The following is a 16,159-nucleotide window of genomic DNA, read 5'->3' on the forward strand; positions in this document are numbered from 1 at the left end:
AGTGGCTCTCTCCGTTGCAGAGAGAGCCACAGATTAACCTATTAAGATGGCCCGGATGTCATTAACGTTGGTTAACGTCGGTCCGGTGATCAGCAGGTCATTAATCGCATGAAAATAGCTGTAGCTGTCATGCGCATTCAGATAGCTAAGCGCATCAAGTCCGCAGGTTTTACCGCGCACCAGCGTATCCGGAAAAACCATCGCACCCGCAGCCTCCTCGGTGCCATCAATACCGTCACTGTCTCCCGCGATGGCCCAGATTCCGCTTTCTCCCCGCAGTGCGCAGGCCAGCCCAAGTAAAAACTCGCTGTTACGCCCGCCTTTCCCTGCCTTTGCCTCGTTTACCGTGACCGTTGTTTCTCCCCCGGAAAGCAACACAGCCGGCCCTTTCAGCGGCTGACCGTGCTGCTTCACCGATTTTGCGATGCCCGCCATAACGGTGGCGACCTCCCGGCTCTCACCTTCGATAGCATCGCCGAGTATCAGCGGGGTGATCCCGTGACGACGCGCGGCGCTGGCCGCGGCCTGTAATGCCATCGCGGGTGTGGCAATCATTCTGACCTCACCTTTAGCCAGCATCCCTGATAATGCCGTCGGCTGGCTCAGCACATGGCGAACTGCTGCGGAGATCGGAATAGCGTAGCGCTCCAGTACCTTCAGCGCCTCTTCTGGCGTGCTGCTGTCAGCCACCGTCGGACCGGATGCCACATCCGCCGGATTATCACCCGGCACATCGCTGATAATCAGCGAAACCACCCGGGCAGGCTGCGCCAGTGCAGCCAGCCGGCCGCCCTTTATCGCCGACAGATGACGCCTGACCAGATTCATCTCTCTGATGCTGGCACCGCTGTGCAGCAGTGCCCGGGTAACTGACTGTTTATCGGCCAGCGTGATACCCGGCGCGGGTAAGGCCATCACGGCGGAGCCACCGCCAGATATCAGCGCCAGCACCAGATCGTCGGGTGTCAGGCCGCGCAGCGTTTCCAGAATCAGCATCGCTGCCGTTTCACTCATTGCATCTGAAACCGGATGAGACGCCTCCAGAATACGGATGCGTCCGGCGGGTACGGCGTGACCGTAGCGCGTCACCACCACGCCACTGACTTCCACATCTGGCCAGGCGGCATCCACCGCTGCCGCCATAGCGGCCGACGCCTTGCCGGCCCCGACCACCACACAGCGGCCGGCGGGCTTCCGCGGCAGCGCGGCCGGCACGACAGGTCCGGGACGGGCGCTGTCAACCGCCTGCGTAAAGATATCCTCCAGTATCGCTGCGGCCTGATCGTTTCTCATCGTTATGCACTCTCGGCAACGGTTGAACGGGATTCGATGAACTGCACCACGGCGCGCGTAACATCGGCGGTGGTTGCCGTGCCGCCCACATCGGGCGTCAGGATGCCGTGGGTGCAGACATGTTCGATGCCTTCCATGATCAGCGCGGCGGCTTCAGGCTCGCCCAGATGCTCCAGCATCTGTACCGCCGTCCAGAAAGTGGCGATCGGGTTGGCGATGCCCTTACCGGTGATATCAAAGGCTGAGCCGTGGATCGGTTCGAACATCGAAGGAAAACGCCGCTCAGGATCGATGTTCGCCGTCGGCGCTACGCCGAGGCTGCCCGCCAGCGCGCCCGCCAGGTCGGATAAAATATCGGCGTGCAGGTTGGTGGCGACGATGGTATCCAGGCTCTGCGGATGTAGCGTCATGCGGTGCGTCATGGCATCCACCAGCATTTTGTCCCACTGCACATCCGGAAACTCCTGCGCCACCTCAGCGGCAATTTCATCCCACATCACCATGCCATGACGCTGCGCATTGGATTTGGTAACTACCGTCAGCAGCTTACGCGGGCGGGATTGCGCCAGTTTAAAGGCATAACGCATGATGCGCGTGACCCCGACGCGGGTGAAAATCGCCACTTCGGTACCGACTTCTTCCGGCAGACCTCTATGGGCGCGGCCACCGTTGCCGGAGTATTCCCCTTCGGAGTTTTCGCGCACGATCACCCAGTCGAGATCGCCTGGTCCGCGGTTGCGCAGCGGCGAGGTGACGCCAGGCAGAATTTTGGTTGGCCGCACATTGGCGTACTGATCGAATCCCTGGCAAATCGGCAGGCGCAGCCCCCAGAGGGTGATGTGGTCAGGCACATCTGGCGCACCGACCGCGCCGAAATAGATCGCATCGAATTTTTTCAGCGTCTGCAGGCCATCTTCCGGCATCATCACGCCGTAGCGTTTGTAGTAGTCGGAACCCCAGTCGAAGGTCTGAATATCAAATTTCAGCTGCGGATCGCGCTGTGACAGTGCCTTCAGAACCTCAATGCCGGCTGAGATGACCTCAGGGCCGATACCGTCAGCAGGAATAGCGGCAATAGAGTAGTTACGCATGATGTTTCTCCGTATCGATTAATGGGTGTGAGGTTGATGAAGTTCAGTGGTCTGTGGCTTTTTCGCTTTTCCGGACAGTATCAGTACCGTCAGGGCTGAAATCAGCAGCAGTCCGGCCACGAAATAGAGTCCCCAGGTATAGCTGCCGGTTTGCTGGCGGATGATGCCAATCATCATCGGGCCGACAAAGCCGCCGAGGTTGCCAATCGAGTTGATGGCAGCGATGCCAGCCGCTGCCGCTGGCCCGCTCAGGAACAGGGTCGGCATGCTCCAGAGCGGTGGCTTGGATGCGCTGATCCCGACGGTAACCAGCGTCAGGGCGATAATCACTGAGAAAAGGGTGCTGACGCTGCCGGCATAAATCAGTCCGGCCGCGGCCAGCAGACAGGCAGCAATAACGTGCCAGCTGCGCTCGTTGGTCCGGTCGGAGTGGCGCGCCCAGAGGATCATGCCGAGAACGCCGATCACTGCCGGGAAAGCATTGAGGAAGCCGATTTCTAACGATGAGGCACCGAAGCTGTGAATAATCTGCGGTGCCCAGATACCCAGGGTATAAAGGCCGGCCGAGGTGCCAAAATAGACCAGCGCCAGTGCCAGCACCCGCTTATCCGCCAGACCGCGCCATGCGCTGCTGTGGCTCTGTCCCACCGCACGCGCCTGCTCTTCAGCCTGCATGGTGTTTTGCAGCCAGCTCCGCTCCTCTTCGGTCAGCCATTTCGCTTTAGCCGGACGGTCGGTGAGCCAGAACAGCACCACGATGCCCAGCAGTAACGCGGGGATCGCCTCCAGCACGAACATCCACTGCCAGCCGGCAAAACCCATCAGCCCGTGCATCTCCAGCAGCGCGGCGGAGATCGGTGAGCCCAGCGCGGTAGAGAGCGGCGCTGCGGCCATGAAAATAGCGGTGACCTGCGCACGTTTTACCGCCGGGAACCAGTAGCTGAGATAAAGAATGATGCCCGGAAAGAAACCGGCCTCGGCCACGCCGAGCAGAAAACGCAGAATATAGAAACTGGTGGTGCCCTGCACAAATGCCATACAACCCGAGACCAGTCCCCAGGTAATCATGACGCGGGCGATCCAGATCCGGGCACCGACCTTATGCAGAATCAGGTTAGACGGGACTTCAAACAGAAAGTAGCCAAGAAAGAAAATCCCGGCCCCCATCCCGAAGACCATCGGCGAAAAACCCAGGTCCTGATTCATGGTCAGGGCGGCAAAGCCAATGTTAACCCGGTCGAGAAATGCGATGAAATACAACAGCATGATAAAAGGAATGATCCGCAGCGTTACTTTGCGCATCACCTTTTTTTCGAGGTCATTGTGCATAACAGGATGCTCCACAGTCAGGTAGGGTTGTTATCGTTTTGTTGTGAACTCAGTATGCTGTTTTGACTGGCGTTATCATCGGCAAGGGTTTATATAAATAAGTTGAATAATCTGAATGCGGGCGAAAAATGGATATAAATCAGCTGAGATGCTTCGTGGTGGTAGGTGATGAACTTCACTTCGGCAGGGCAGCCCGCAAGCTTGAAATGATGCCTGCGTCACTCAGCCGCTTTATCCGGTTGCTGGAGGAGGATTTAGGCATACGGCTGCTGAATCGTTCGACCCGGAATGTGACTCTGACCCGGGAAGGCGCAGAGTTTTTGAGTGAGGCTAAGTCCGTGGTTGCTGATTTTGATGCATTACGGTTGCGGTTCCATAAAAACATCGCTGCGCAGAAAAAGACATTGCGGATCGGGGCCATTGACAGCGCGGCGAGGGGATTACTGCCGAAACTGCTCAACCTGTTCGTCAGCGCCTTTCCTGATGCGGATATCCATATCAGCGAAGATAAATCGCACAGCCTGATCCCACGACTGACCTCCGGCTGGCTGGATCTGGTCTTTGTCCGGCCGCCAGAACAGACCGACGTCACCCTGACCACGCGCTTTATTGCCAATGAAACCTGCGTGCTGGCGGTGCCGGCGCATCACCGGCTGGTGGATTACGCGCAGGTGAGCATCGACGATTTTTGCGACGAGCCCGTCATCGTGCCGGAAAGACGCACCCGGCCTCACAGCCATGACCTGACGATGAACCTGTTCAGAGCGGCGGGCCGATATCCGGTGATTGCGCAGTATGCCGAGGAAAAACAGACCATCCTGAGCTTTGTCGCTGCCGGGCTGGGCGTGGCGCTCGTTCCTTCCTCTTACCGCAACATGAACGCGGATGGCGTAAAGTACCTGCCGCTGGCACCGGTCAATGATATGGAAATTGAAGGGCTGCCGCTCTGTGTGATGTGGCACCAGGGAAACAGGGACAGATATGTGAATGCCGTACTTAATATCCTGGCGGACAATAGCGAGATATTGACGAAAGATCTGTAGTGATCTTCATGCATACCCAGGGCGCTGGCGAGGTGGAACGGCCGCCAGATCAGACTTCCCGATAGCGTGGTGATGCTTTCGGCCAGATAAGGGCGTTGCCCGTCAGCGCGCCAGCCAGAGAGGATTACCCGTCAAACGCCTGAAAAGCCCGCCGGGTCGGTGATAAACGTAACCACTGGTAAACAAGTTTGAGTTTTAGCCATTCCTGCAGGAAGTCAGCTTTTCACTGGCTATGCTTGTACCTGACTGGAACACGCCAGTTATTACAGGGAAAAAAATATGCAGAAGTTAACGTTTGGCATCATGGTTGCTGGCCTCCTTTTCGGCATGAGCATGCAGGCTGAGGCGAAGGGATGCCTGAAAGGGGCGGCGGTCGGCGGCGTCGCTGGTCATGTTGCCCATCACGGTGTTGCAGGAGCCGCTGCTGGCTGCGCGGTAGGTCATCACATGGCTAAGAAAAAAGAGAAAGAAGCGGAAAATCAACAGCAAAGTCAGAAGTAACACCCTTTAACCTTTGCTACAGCGTTGTTTGAATTAACCCTGGTTCAGTAGCGACTGATATCAGCCAGATTTCAGTCGCTGGCTGGCCAGGGTTGAAAGCCGTGGCATGGTATTAATCAGCGATGAAGCCATAACAGCCGAAAAAATAAAGGATAAAGTGAGGCGCGGCCGGGGCAGCAGAACTCGCAGCCCGAAGCGGACGTTTATTCAGACATTCAGCGAGTCCTTTCAGATGAGCTGACCTTAATCCCCGGTGAACTCTCCCTGAAACCGCTAAGCCCTTTATCTGCTGCAGCAGAACCAGATAGCTCATCCGTGGTCGGGCCGCGACAACCGTCCGCTTGCCGCTGTCATTCTTTTGTCATTACTCGCTCACCCTGATGTCAGGGCCGGTTGCTTATTCTGAAGGTGAACTTTCACAATCAGGAGTATGACAATGAAACTGAATACCATCACCCTGGCCCTGGGTATGCTGCTGGCTGTCGCCGGCGGTGAGGCGCAAGCGCAGTCGCAGCCGGTAAAAAATATTGTGCTGGTACACGGCGCGTTTGTTGGCGGCGCGGGCTGGCGGCCGGTCTATGATCGGCTGACGCATGACGGCTATCAGGTGACGCTGGTACAGGAGCCGCTGACCAGTTTTGCAGAGGATGTGACGGCAACGCGACGGATTATCGATCAGCAGAATGGGCCGGTGATTCTGGTCGGCCACAGCTACGGCGGGGCGATCATCAGTGAAGCGGGTAACGACAGTAAAGTGGCAGGGCTGGTGTACATTGCCGCTCATGCGCTGGACAACGGCGAAACCGAGGCCAGCAACGGGAAAAAATTCCCCAACAGCGCCCATCCGTTTGCCCGATCGGCCGATGGCTATCTGACGATTGCGCCACAGTATTATCACAGCGATTTTGCTGCCGACCTGCCCGCCGCGCAGGCTGACTTTGAGGCACATGCGCAGATGCCAACCAACTCCGCGGTGTTCACCGCTAACATTGCCGATCCGGCGTGGAAAACCCGGCCCAGCTGGTACATGGTGGCGAAAGCTGACAAAATTATCAGTCCCGATCTGGAGCGGATGTACGCCCGACGTGCGCACAGCCATACGGTAGAAATTGCCGGTGCCAGCCATTCGGTCTATCAGTCACATCCTGAGGATGTTGTAAAATTGATCGAGCAAGCCGCACAACAGGCACAGCCCTGAAAACAACCCGCGGGAAGAGGCGCATGAAAATTCTGGTGATTGAAGATGAGGCCAAAGCGCGTGATTACATGCGCAAAGGATTGACGGAAGCCGGCTTCATCGTCGACGTGGCGGACAATGGCGTGGATGGTCTGTTCTATGCCCGTGAGCATCACTACGATCTGATCCTGCTCGACGTGATGCTGCCCGGCATCGATGGCTGGCAGGTGATGGCGGAGATGGATCAACAGATCCACACTCCGGTGATCTTCCTGACCGCCAAAGGCACGCTGGAAGATCGCATCAAAGGACTGGAGCTGGGCGCGGATGATTACCTGGTTAAACCCTTTTCCTTTGCCGAACTGCTGGCGCGCGTCCGTACTCAACTGCGGCGCGGCAGCCAGCAGAAGCTGCCGGACATTCTCACGCTGGCCGATTTGCAGCTCGACGTCTTTAAACGCCGCGTCGAGCGCGGTGGCCAGCGCATCGATCTCACCAACAAAGAGTTCAACCTGCTGCACCTGTTTCTGCTGCATCCGGGCGAAGTGCTGACCCGGACGCTGATCGCTTCCCGCGTCTGGGACATGAATTTTGATAGCGACACCAACGTGGTTGATGTGGCGGTGAAGCGTCTGCGTCAGAAAATTGATGGTCCGTTTGCTCAACCACTGATTCACACCGTGCATGGCGTGGGTTATCGCTGCGAAGCCGAAGCGTGAAGCGCCATTCTCTGACGCTGCGTCTGTCGCTGATGCTCAGCGTCACGGTGATCGTTATTTTTTCACTCTGTGGTTACGCGCTTTATCACTCACTGGCAACGCAAATCAGCGTGCGGGACGATGCCGCCCTGCTGACGCGCATCGATCAGATTCGTACGCTGCTGCGCGATGAAGATGCCATCACGCTGATCCAGCAAAAACCCCGCCTGTTTGCCAACATGCTCGGCAATACCGAGTCGTTGCTGGTGCTGCGGTTTCCCGGCCAGCCGCCGCTGATTGTGGTGAATCCGGGACAGCGTCCTCTGCCTGCCATCACGCCGATTCCGGCTGACCAGCCGCTGACGCTGTCGTCGGTGCATCATCTTGTCAGCGCAGGCGGCACGCCGTTTATCTCGGCGGCGGCGCTGGCACCAACCCGCGATGGCAACGGCCAGATTGAGATCGTGACCGGCCGCCTGATGCGCGACCGCACCCAGACTCTGCAGCATTACCGCGACCAGATAGTGCTGGCGACCACGCTGGCGGCCGTGCTGGTGGCGGCCATCAGCATCTGGCTGGTGCGACGCGCGCTGTCGCCGCTGCGCAGCCTGGCGGCAGAGGCGGAAGCGATCGATGTGCGTCATTTAGCACGACGGATGCCCGGACAGGCGCAGGCGGAATTAGAGCCGCTGGTGGCGGCGTTTAATCAGATGCTGAGTCGCCTCGAAACCGGCTATCAGCAGTTGAGTCAGGTCTCGGCGGATATGGCGCATGAACTGCGCACGCCCATCGGCACGCTGCTGGGGCAGACCGAAGTGGCGCTGAGCCAGACCCGCAGCCTGGGTGATTATCAGGCATTGCTCGGCTCCAACTACGAAGAACTGGAACGGCTGGCGAAGATGATCGACAACATGCTGTTTCTTGCCAGAGCGGAAGATGCCAGTCAGGCACGGGATGAACAGCGTATCGATCTGGCGTCGCTGGGCGAGAAGCTGCGGAGCTATTTCGACGATATGGCGGAGGAAAAAGCGATGCGGCTGGAGATGGCGTTAAACGGTGAACTGCAGGCCGATCCGCTGTTGCTGCAACGCGCGCTGGCCAACCTGATGGCCAATGCGCTGCGCTATGGCGATGCCGGCACGCCGGTGAGAATCAGTAGCAGGGTATTGCCATCGGCGGTCGAACTGGTGGTGGAAAATCACGGCCCGACGCTGAGCGCTGACCAGCAGGCACGCGTTTTTGATCGTTTCTGGCGCGCCGATGCGTCACGGCATCAGGGCAGCAGCGGGTTAGGGCTCGCTATTGTGCGCAGCATTATGCAACGCCATCAGGGACGTTGTGAGGTGCAGAGTGCGCACGGCATCACGCGCTTCACGCTGCGCTTTCCACAGCCGGCGTGATCGCCGGAACATGACAGTCAGGCATATGTGCCTTAGCGGCGGGTCTGGTGACGGAGACGTTTGCGGGTGACCCGATGATAGCAATAGGCCAGCGAAAAAGTGACACAAAGCAGCCTGTTGCTGGTCGACAGCAATCCACTCGCCAGCAGCCTGAAGGCTTCAATCGCTTTTGGCAGCGTGATGGCAGGGTTCTCGCTCACTGCGACCCAAAGGGCGGCATTAAAAGCCGAACCATTGAGTAAGCGCGCGGCCGCTTCAGTATCGACCGGCCTGAGCGCGCCGCTTGCGGCCATTTCCGCCAGTGCGCTGCGGGTGGCGTCGAGACAGGCATTCTGGCTCGGCCAGCGGCCGGGATCGCCAGGAAAAGCCGGGCCATCCAGCAAGACGATACGCTGCACTTCCGGGTCGAGCGCCATTTCAATGTAAGCGGCACCCTCCCGCATCAGTTTTTCCCAGTCCGAATCGGCGCTAGCGGCCACCTCTCTGGCACGCAGCGCGATCTCGCTGTCGACCTGCGCCACCACCGCGGCCAGCAGCCCCTTTTTATCACCGAAATGATGATACAGCGCACCGCGGGTGAGCCCGACGCTGGCGGACTGAGGCGGCGGCCAATCCCTGTTCGGCAAAGGCTTCCTGGCAGCAAAAACCAGTTTGCCACCGTGCTGGAGATTAAAAATGAAATATGGACAGAGGCGTCTTACCCGAACTGGACCGCGGTAGGCGGGTTTTGATTTTGAAATTAAGGTAATTGCCCGGCTGCCTGAGCCGGCGGATAACCGCTGATGCTGGGCGTCTGACGCTGATTCAATGGTGGCGGGCCGCTTTGTGGCAAGAGACCGCCGGTGGAAGGCATACCGGCGGTCTGATCGGGGTAATGTGGGTTCCGCTGCCTGAACCTGGCGCGGTTGAGTTCAGTGCCTGTTACTCCACGCTACACCGGACACGTAGGCCGGAGAGGGCGAGATCGCTCAGCGCACGGGAAGGCGCGGCACAGCCTGCTGCGATAATGTGGACTTTCATGGCCTGGCTCTGGGGTGAGAGCGCCGTATGCGTCACACAGTGCTGGGTCATCATGCCGGTGAGATAGATATCGGTAATACCGTGTTCGCTGAGTAACGATTCAAGATTGGTGTTAAAAAAGCTGTCCGCTTCCGCCTTAACCACCACGGGTGCATTCTCCAGCGCCGCCGCGATATCAGGATGAAACGCGGCGCCTGCGGTATCCGGACGGAAAAACGGCGCTTCAGCCGTGGCGATATGCTGAACGCCGACGATCAGCCATCCCTTTTCCCGCGCGTCATCAATCGCGTTAACGGCCGCCTTGCACGCCTCTTCGGCGGCCTCAAGCGGAAAGGCTCCGCCGGGGAAATAGTCATTCTGAATATCAATCACGATCAGGGCATTTTTCATGGTGAATCCTTTATTAGCAGGGAGGAAAGAAAACTTTTTGGTCAGCTACCCGGTCACGACCGCGCCGATGATGAATATCTTCCCGGCGACCGCATCGCATTAGCTGCCCGGTAAGCGGGCAGGGCATTGTATCTGTGGCATCAGGCCAGCCGATCATCGCCCGATCACGGCGACGTTGTTGTGGCTGAAGCCGTTACCCGTTTCTGATGTCAGGCCAGCCACAGCAGCGGCATTGTATTGATAGTGCCGAAAGCAGTGAAAATATCCTGAAGGCCGCTTTGGTTTGAAGGGTGTTTGGGGCTGGGGGGTTTATTTTAAGACAGCTTATTCTTAGCACAGCGGGATAGAAAATTAAACGTCGTCTTATACTTTGAATATCTGTTTCTGAATATTAATGGCGATAAAAGTTGTCTGCTTATTTGAGGAGTGGATTTAACGATCGCTGAGGGGATGAGTGTTATGGATTGCCCGTTATGAGGGTAAGTTGTGGGGAGAGATAATGTTGAAGATAAAATTGCATTGCCACGAAAAGCAGTGCCGTGGCCTGGGCCACGGCCAGCGAATCAGGCAGATTGCCACTCGCTTTCAACATCTGCCTTCGCTTTGGAGAGAATGACTTTATTATCATCCACCTCTTTCACCCAGCTAAAGGGAATAATATGGTGTTGTCCACCCGCTTCAGGATCGCTTTTTGCCAGCTTAATTTTGTCATCGCCTTCAAAATGGTCAACAATCCCTACGTGTTCACCATTAACATCAACGACCTGAGCGTGGTCTAAAATTTGTGATTTATCTACCATGGTGATTTCTCCTTATTCGTTTGTGAGGTCATCGCCTCAGACGAATTAATCCTGGCTGCTGAACCTGAATTACGCCAGTATATTAACAAAATGAAATATTTTTAGCTTAACATCCTGCATAATAAAGGCTTATTTGGCGGAAATATAAGACCACTCAATAATGAAAATAATATTGTCGCTGCGTTGGCCCAGGCCAATAGCGAACGCGAATACAGACTTTGCGAATCGCTTTCCATCATCAGCGCTTCAGCGACGCATCAGTTGAAGGCCGCTAAGATAGAGGAGAGTTCTGCACGGCCAGTCCACCTCAACAGGAGACGTAATGACAGTCATCGATTCGTTTAACCATCAGGGTGGCGTCTGGATTAACCCGCCACCGCACCACCGCCTTGAAAAAGATCAACTACGCTTCGAAACGGCGCTTAACAGCGATTTCTGGCAGCGCACCTGGTACGGTTTTGAGCGGCACAGCGGGCACGCTTATGGATTCTGGATCGATGAGGACTTTACCGTACAGGTGCAGGTCAGGGCGGATTTCAGCCAGCTCTACGATCAGGCCGGGCTGTTTATTCAGGATGATGAGACGCACTGGGTTAAGGCGGGAATTGAATTTAATGATGACCAGCCCGCGATGGGCTGTGTGGTGACGCGCGAAAGATCCGACTGGTCAACCGGTCTGTTTCCCGGCGATCCGCGCACCTTCTGGCTGCGGGCGACGCTGGTTAATGAGGCGCTGCGCATTCAGTACTCCAGTGATGGTGAGCACTGGCCGCTGTTACGTCTCTGTCCGTGGCCAGGCCATGCGCGGCGCTTTGTCGGAGTGATGGGTTGCTCACCCGAACGCCAGGGGCTGGCGATCGGTTTTAGTGACTTCATCATCAGCCCGCCGTCCGGCAAAGCGCTGCACGACCTGTCGTAAACGGTGCATAGCCGTGAGAGATCAGCGACTCGCTGAGATCCACTCCCACGGCTGAGTGTTGCATTCAGAGGGGACGCGCTGCCTCTGCTGCGGCGCGGTATCGGCAGAAATCCCCGCTACAAGCGACGTCGCTGCATCCTCTGTCTGAAACTCAGCATACCGGCTCAGGACACCGCTGCGTTTAATCGGGTCATGCTTTGCTCTTTACTCCTTTCTGGCCGTCACAGCCCGGTTGCGCGCCACGATCGCCTCGTGTGTCAGCTCTCCGGCAGACATAAACTCTTTGATTAACGCATCGCGGTTGAGCGGCGCGCGTTGGCGATCGGCGGCCTGCAGGGCGGCAATCAGCGCCGGCTTTGTCAGTTCGGTACAGTAGGCGGGCGTGCCCGGCTGCTGACGCCATGAGTCATTCAGCAATCCGGCATCAACCGCATCAAAACCGGTCGCCTCGACCAGTGACATCGCGACCGCTCTGGCCTGCGGATCGTCACCGGCTACCGGGATCGCCAGACGTCCGGGCTGATCCGCCGGCTGGCCTTTATCGGCCAGCGTTGCCGCCAGCACCGCATTCCACGCTTTGATCACCGGACGATGCAGCTGCTCGCTGGCCCAGTCACTTTCCGTCTGACCATTCCGGAGTGCCGCGATATCGCCGTCACGGAACGGATAGTAGTTGCTGGTATCAATAATGATCGCTTCTGACGGCGCGGCGTTTAACAGGCTGGTCATCAGCGGATGTTTATCAAACGGGATCGCCAGGATAATCACCTCTGCATCCTGAACCGCAGCCTCGCGCGTTACTGCCGTGGCACCCACTTCGCTTGCCAGTGCCTGAATAGAGTCAGGGCCGCGTGAGTTAGCCAGCCGGATACGGTGACCGGCGGCGGCCAGTTTACGTGCCAGGGTTGCGCCGATATTGCCTGCGCCAATAATGCTGATATTCATCGTCTGCCTCGTTGTGGTTGAGAGTAATGACTACGCCGGATGGGCGAAGTTGAGCAGGGTGTCGCGCAGCGCAGCCAGTTGCTGATCCGTCATGTTGCAGGCGGATTTGATGCTGTCGGTGATTGACCACAGCGTCTGCTGCAGCGCGGCACCCTCATCAGTCAGCGTAATCAGAACGCGCCGCTCATCATGACGATCGCGGGTACGCACGATCCGGCCAGCCGATTCCAGGCGCTTGAGAACCGGCGTGATGGTGCCGGTATCCATGCCCAGTTTCATACCCAGATCGCCCACGGTGCGCGGCGTCTCGCTGAACAGCTCCAGCATCACCAGATATTGCGGAAAGGTCAGGCCGAGCGGATCTAAAAAGGGCTTATGCATCCGGTTCATCCGGCTGGCCGCGCCATACAGGGCGAACGACAGTTGTTTGCCGATGTCGGCACGAGACTCGCTGCTCATCTTTTTACCTTGTGTTTGATTATCTAGTGCAACAGATAAAAGTGTAGGGTAAGTGACGCAGAGATTAAAGGCGGCAGCGCAGGTAATTTGTGCGGTTTTCAGACCGGCTCTATCGGGCAGGGCTGTTCGCCCCTGGCCGATAGGCACAGGGGCGATGCCGGTATCAGGACGCTCAGGCGGCCATGTTACGGCACGCTTCAGCGCAGTGGTGACAGGCTTTAGCGCAGTGCTGGCAGTGATCGTGCTGATGCTGACCGCACTCATCGCCGCACTGCTGGCAGACTTCAGCACACAGCTGGCAGAGCTGGCGGGCCGACTCACTTTGCAGGGTCATAAACTGTGCCGCGAGACGGCAGATATTGGCGCACTGCATATCCAGCCGGATACAGTTTCGCATCATCTCAAGGTTCTCTTCCTGCAGGCAGGACGCCGCGCAGTTATCGCAGGCCGCCGCACACAGATAACAGGCCTCAATGCACTTTTTAAATTCTTCGTTCATGTTGCCTCCTTTATTTCTGTTTCGGGTTACCTCCTTAATCCTGGAAAAGATCGCGGATTATGCAAATAACGAATAAGTTAATAACCTTTTCCGCACTTCGCTTATTTTTGCTGCAGTGGCCAACTGATAAACGGTGCCTGTTAAGCGGCATTGCATATCGGCGCGATATAGTCTTAATTATTAAGCCTGAATCAGCGGTGCCTCATTGCCCGTAAAAGACGACGACGCCTTAACAGGGAACGCTATGCATCGCATCACTGGCCCGAAGCAACACCTCATCAGTCCGCTATTGGTGGTGGGCCTCTGTGCCGGATGGGCAGAGCAGGCCGCTGCGGATACCGTCTGGCTGAATAATGGCGACCGGCTGACCGGCACGGTGCGCTATCTGAGCGACGGTAAACTGGCGATCGAGACCGCCTATGCCGGCACGGTGACCCTCGACTGGAATGTGGTCAGTACCCTGGCGAGCGATAATCCGGTCAACGTCGAAAACAAAAAGACCGGCGAGCACTATCAGGTGCGGCTCTCCTCCTCCGATCCGGGTTATGTCTGGGTGGAACGCAATGAGCGCGAAGAGAAAGTCTCGGTAAAGCGTATCGATGAGTTTATGAAAGCCAAAGTGCGCACCGATCAGCTGTCGTGGACCGGCAATATCGACGCCGGCATGAAGGTCAAAAAAGCCTCGACCAAAACCGACGATTACAGTTTTTCCCTCAATACCAAACTGGCGCAGGGCAAATGGCGTCACGATATCGGTGCAACCTACAACCGCGAGCAGGAAAATGAAGACGTCAATACCGACAACTACAGCCTGCGCTACGCCTTTGATTACCTGTTCAGAGAGCAGTTCTTCTGGCAAACCCGCGCCACCTACAAACGCGACTGGGTAGAGGATCTTTCGCGTCAGGCTCTGATTGGCACCGGTCCCGGCTACCAGCTGTGGGATACCGAACTGAGTGCGTTCTCGGTGTCGATACTGGGCGGCGCTTTTGGCTATGGCTACAGCGATGGCCGCGAGGAGAATCATTTTGGCGCGTCGGTGCGCTGGAGCTACCAGCGTTACCTGCTGGGCAAATCGGTCACGCTCTACAGTAACGGCGACGTCGGCCATTCGCTGGATGATGATGGGGTATTTACGCTGGATGCGGAGGTGGGCCTGCGTTATACCCTGACCTCCTGGTCAACCCTGCATCTGGGCTATCACCGCAACCTGGTCAGCGGCACGCCGGACACCCTGAATGAAGGCACATTCTCCACCGGCTTAGGCGTGAAGTGGTAAGGCCGGTCGCGTTAATGGTTGCAGCAAATCTTTACCGTTTTTCTTAGGATGCCGGCCCGGCTTTGACTAAGCTGCTGATACCGATAAAGGGAGAATGCAGAAGATGATCGTAAGCAGCAGGGTCTATCGTCCGGGATGCGCAGGCGAAGAGGTGGATGTTGAGCAGATCAGTGAAGTAATTAAACAGCCGGATGCCTTTATCTGGCTGGGCCTGTGGCAGCCTGATCCAGCATTCATGGCGAAAATTAAAGAGGAGTTCGGGCTACACGAACTGGCGGTTGAAGATGCGCTTTACGCCCATCAGCGGCCGAAAATTGAGCATTATGGCGAATCGCTGTTTATCGTGGTCAAGACGGTACGCGCCAGAGATGACAGTTGCGAACTGGGCGAAACCCATTTCTTTGTCGGAAAAAACTTTCTGATCAGCATCCGTCACGGCGCTTCGGAGAGCTACTCCCCGGTACGTCAGCGGGCTGCGGAGAATCCGGCGTTGCTTAAACTGGGACCTGGTTATCCGCTCTATTGCCTGCTCGACTTTATTGTTGATCGCTATGCTGAACTCTCAACCTCGCTGAATGAGCGGGTCGGGCAGATGGAGAACGATCTGTTCAAAAGCGAGTTTGATCGTCAGTCGGTGCAGGCGGTCTACACCTTGCGTCGTCATCTGCTGACGCTGCGTAACGCGGCGCTGCCGCTGGAGGAGATCTGTAACCAGCTTATTCACCTGCATGAAGATCTGATCCCCCGTCCGCTGCGGGCCTATATTCGCGACGTGCAGGATCACGCACGTCATGTGGTGACCGACGCTGAGGATATGCGCGAGATGCTGACCAGCGCCATGCAGGTCAATCTGGCGCTGGTGACGGTGCAGCAGAACGAGGTGGTAAAAAAGCTGGCGGGCTGGGGCGCGATTCTGGTGATCCCGACCGTGGTATTCAGCATGTATGGCATGAACTTTGAACATATGCCGGAGCTGAAGTCCCTCTATGGTTACCCGCTGGCGGTGGGCATCACGCTGCTGGCGTGCGGCGGACTGTGGGCAAAACTCCGCCGTTCAGGCTGGCTGTAGCGGCAGAGACCGCGGAGAGATGACGCGGCAGCTTATTAACGCGCTGCGCTTAATCTTATTTAAGCGCAGCGATAACCAACGCAGAAAATAATCATTTTCATACCTTGAGTCACGTCATTATCAATTCAGGATAATCCTGAGATGGCCCGGATTCTTTATTCCGACCAATCCTTAACTAGCTGCCTTTATATTTCTTCGCTACGCTGATAATACCTTGTTAAATACGTCGCCCCGGCGAAAAACCGTT

The 16,159-nt window shown here is 56.9% G+C and carries 16 protein-coding genes and 2 pseudogenes; 9 read left to right on the plus strand and 9 right to left on the minus strand.

Annotated elements, in window-relative coordinates:
• Positions 1-33 precede the first annotated feature (33 nt).
• Genes WFK59_RS01155 through WFK59_RS01165 form a run of 3 tightly spaced genes read right to left on the minus strand, consistent with a single transcriptional unit; the run spans position 34 to position 3,713 of the window.
• Positions 34-1,293: a glycerate kinase type-2 family protein gene (locus WFK59_RS01155; RefSeq protein WP_233984979.1), complete on the minus strand. Its 1,260-nt coding sequence runs from the start codon at positions 1,291-1,293 to the stop codon at positions 34-36.
• Positions 1,294-1,295: 2 nt separating this feature from the next.
• Complete coding sequence (locus WFK59_RS01160) at positions 1,296-2,384, minus strand: tartrate dehydrogenase (protein ID WP_336754830.1); 1,089 nt, start codon at positions 2,382-2,384, stop codon at positions 1,296-1,298.
• Positions 2,385-2,402: 18 nt separating this feature from the next.
• Positions 2,403-3,713 carry an MFS transporter gene (locus WFK59_RS01165; RefSeq protein WP_233984977.1) on the minus strand — a complete coding sequence of 437 codons (1,311 nt, stop codon included), beginning with the start codon at positions 3,711-3,713 and terminating at the stop codon, positions 2,403-2,405.
• A gap of 128 nt (positions 3,714-3,841) precedes the next feature.
• Here WFK59_RS01165 and WFK59_RS01170 point away from each other — a divergent pair, with 128 nt between their 5' ends.
• The 5 genes from WFK59_RS01170 (at position 3,842) to WFK59_RS01190 (ending at position 8,532) form a co-directional block, all read left to right on the plus strand.
• Positions 3,842-4,756 (plus strand): LysR family transcriptional regulator, encoded by a 915-nt coding sequence (locus WFK59_RS01170; RefSeq protein WP_336754832.1) that lies wholly within the window; start codon positions 3,842-3,844, stop codon positions 4,754-4,756.
• A 279-nt stretch (positions 4,757-5,035) separates the two neighbouring features.
• Positions 5,036-5,257, plus strand: a complete 222-nt coding sequence (locus tag WFK59_RS01175) for a hypothetical protein (protein ID WP_233984975.1) — start codon at positions 5,036-5,038, stop codon at positions 5,255-5,257.
• Between the two features lie 436 nt (positions 5,258-5,693).
• Positions 5,694-6,455 carry an alpha/beta fold hydrolase gene (locus WFK59_RS01180; protein ID WP_336754834.1) on the plus strand — a complete coding sequence of 254 codons (762 nt, stop codon included), beginning with the start codon at positions 5,694-5,696 and terminating at the stop codon, positions 6,453-6,455.
• Positions 6,456-6,478: 23 nt separating this feature from the next.
• Positions 6,479-7,153: a heavy metal response regulator transcription factor gene (locus tag WFK59_RS01185; protein ID WP_233984973.1), complete on the plus strand. Its 675-nt coding sequence runs from the start codon at positions 6,479-6,481 to the stop codon at positions 7,151-7,153.
• On the plus strand, positions 7,150-8,532 hold the full coding sequence (locus tag WFK59_RS01190) for a heavy metal sensor histidine kinase (protein WP_336754836.1): 1,383 nt from the start codon (positions 7,150-7,152) through the stop codon (positions 8,530-8,532). Before WFK59_RS01185 ends, WFK59_RS01190 begins: the two co-directional genes overlap by 4 nt.
• A gap of 131 nt (positions 8,533-8,663) precedes the next feature.
• Here the strand turns inward: WFK59_RS01190 and WFK59_RS01195 are convergent.
• A pseudogene (locus tag WFK59_RS01195) lies at positions 8,664-9,209 on the minus strand (TetR/AcrR family transcriptional regulator); the annotation flags it as partial.
• Between WFK59_RS01195 and WFK59_RS01200 the strand changes: the two are divergent.
• Positions 9,174-9,315 (plus strand): annotated as a pseudogene (locus WFK59_RS01200) (RidA family protein); the annotation flags it as partial. The pseudogenes WFK59_RS01195 and WFK59_RS01200 overlap by 36 nt on opposite strands.
• A 138-nt stretch (positions 9,316-9,453) precedes the next feature.
• Here WFK59_RS01200 and WFK59_RS01205 read toward each other — a convergent pair.
• Both WFK59_RS01205 and WFK59_RS01210 read right to left on the minus strand, forming a co-directional pair.
• On the minus strand, positions 9,454-9,942 hold the full coding sequence (locus WFK59_RS01205; protein ID WP_336754838.1) for an isochorismatase family protein: 489 nt from the start codon (positions 9,940-9,942) through the stop codon (positions 9,454-9,456).
• Between the two features lie 563 nt (positions 9,943-10,505).
• Positions 10,506-10,742, minus strand: coding sequence for a DUF2171 domain-containing protein (locus WFK59_RS01210; RefSeq protein WP_233984969.1), 237 nt, complete (start codon positions 10,740-10,742; stop codon positions 10,506-10,508).
• A 322-nt stretch (positions 10,743-11,064) separates the two neighbouring features.
• Between WFK59_RS01210 and WFK59_RS01215 the strand changes: the two genes are divergently transcribed.
• Positions 11,065-11,661, plus strand: coding sequence for a DUF1349 domain-containing protein (locus WFK59_RS01215; protein ID WP_233984968.1), 597 nt, complete (start codon positions 11,065-11,067; stop codon positions 11,659-11,661).
• A 204-nt stretch (positions 11,662-11,865) separates the two neighbouring features.
• Here the strand turns inward: WFK59_RS01215 and WFK59_RS01220 are convergent, their stop codons facing one another.
• From WFK59_RS01220 to WFK59_RS01230, 3 genes are all read right to left on the minus strand, one after another.
• A complete protein-coding gene (locus WFK59_RS01220; RefSeq protein WP_336754839.1) occupies positions 11,866-12,606 on the minus strand; it encodes an NADPH-dependent F420 reductase in 741 nt (246 codons plus the stop codon).
• 30 nt (positions 12,607-12,636) lie between these two features.
• Positions 12,637-13,065 carry a MarR family winged helix-turn-helix transcriptional regulator gene (locus WFK59_RS01225; protein ID WP_233984966.1) on the minus strand — a complete coding sequence of 143 codons (429 nt, stop codon included), beginning with the start codon at positions 13,063-13,065 and terminating at the stop codon, positions 12,637-12,639.
• Positions 13,066-13,237: 172 nt separating this feature from the next.
• On the minus strand, positions 13,238-13,564 hold the full coding sequence (locus WFK59_RS01230; RefSeq protein WP_233984965.1) for a four-helix bundle copper-binding protein: 327 nt from the start codon (positions 13,562-13,564) through the stop codon (positions 13,238-13,240).
• A 244-nt stretch (positions 13,565-13,808) separates the two neighbouring features.
• Here WFK59_RS01230 and WFK59_RS01235 point away from each other — a divergent pair, with 244 nt between their 5' ends.
• Together WFK59_RS01235 and WFK59_RS01240 are read left to right on the plus strand one after the other, a co-directional pair.
• Complete coding sequence (locus tag WFK59_RS01235; protein ID WP_233984964.1) at positions 13,809-14,843, plus strand: DUF481 domain-containing protein; 1,035 nt, start codon at positions 13,809-13,811, stop codon at positions 14,841-14,843.
• A gap of 103 nt (positions 14,844-14,946) precedes the next feature.
• A complete protein-coding gene (locus tag WFK59_RS01240) occupies positions 14,947-15,912 on the plus strand; it encodes a magnesium and cobalt transport protein CorA (protein ID WP_094119683.1) in 966 nt (321 codons plus the stop codon).
• The last annotated feature ends 247 nt before the right edge of the window (positions 15,913-16,159 follow it).

Origin of the sequence: Pantoea sp. USHLN298, assembly GCF_037149395.1 — a bacterium.
In the GTDB taxonomy this organism is placed as follows: Bacteria; Pseudomonadota; Gammaproteobacteria; order Enterobacterales; family Enterobacteriaceae; genus Pantoea; species Pantoea astica.

Coding starts and splice junctions, on each gene's coding strand:
- WFK59_RS01155 (WP_233984979.1), bottom strand. CDS start 1,293: ATGAGAAACGATCAGGCCGCAGCGATACTGGAGGATATCTTTACGCAG.
- WFK59_RS01185 (WP_233984973.1), top strand. CDS start 6,479: ATGAAAATTCTGGTGATTGAAGATGAGGCCAAAGCGCGTGATTACATG.
- WFK59_RS01180 (WP_336754834.1), top strand. CDS start 5,694: ATGAAACTGAATACCATCACCCTGGCCCTGGGTATGCTGCTGGCTGTC.
- WFK59_RS01170 (WP_336754832.1), top strand. CDS start 3,842: ATGGATATAAATCAGCTGAGATGCTTCGTGGTGGTAGGTGATGAACTT.
- WFK59_RS01225 (WP_233984966.1), bottom strand. CDS start 13,065: ATGAGCAGCGAGTCTCGTGCCGACATCGGCAAACAACTGTCGTTCGCC.
- WFK59_RS01230 (WP_233984965.1), bottom strand. CDS start 13,564: ATGAACGAAGAATTTAAAAAGTGCATTGAGGCCTGTTATCTGTGTGCG.
- WFK59_RS01175 (WP_233984975.1), top strand. CDS start 5,036: ATGCAGAAGTTAACGTTTGGCATCATGGTTGCTGGCCTCCTTTTCGGC.
- WFK59_RS01160 (WP_336754830.1), bottom strand. CDS start 2,384: ATGCGTAACTACTCTATTGCCGCTATTCCTGCTGACGGTATCGGCCCT.
- WFK59_RS01235 (WP_233984964.1), top strand. CDS start 13,809: ATGCATCGCATCACTGGCCCGAAGCAACACCTCATCAGTCCGCTATTG.
- WFK59_RS01240 (WP_094119683.1), top strand. CDS start 14,947: ATGATCGTAAGCAGCAGGGTCTATCGTCCGGGATGCGCAGGCGAAGAG.
- WFK59_RS01165 (WP_233984977.1), bottom strand. CDS start 3,713: ATGCACAATGACCTCGAAAAAAAGGTGATGCGCAAAGTAACGCTGCGG.
- WFK59_RS01210 (WP_233984969.1), bottom strand. CDS start 10,742: ATGGTAGATAAATCACAAATTTTAGACCACGCTCAGGTCGTTGATGTT.
- WFK59_RS01205 (WP_336754838.1), bottom strand. CDS start 9,942: ATGAAAAATGCCCTGATCGTGATTGATATTCAGAATGACTATTTCCCC.
- WFK59_RS01220 (WP_336754839.1), bottom strand. CDS start 12,606: ATGAATATCAGCATTATTGGCGCAGGCAATATCGGCGCAACCCTGGCA.
- WFK59_RS01215 (WP_233984968.1), top strand. CDS start 11,065: ATGACAGTCATCGATTCGTTTAACCATCAGGGTGGCGTCTGGATTAAC.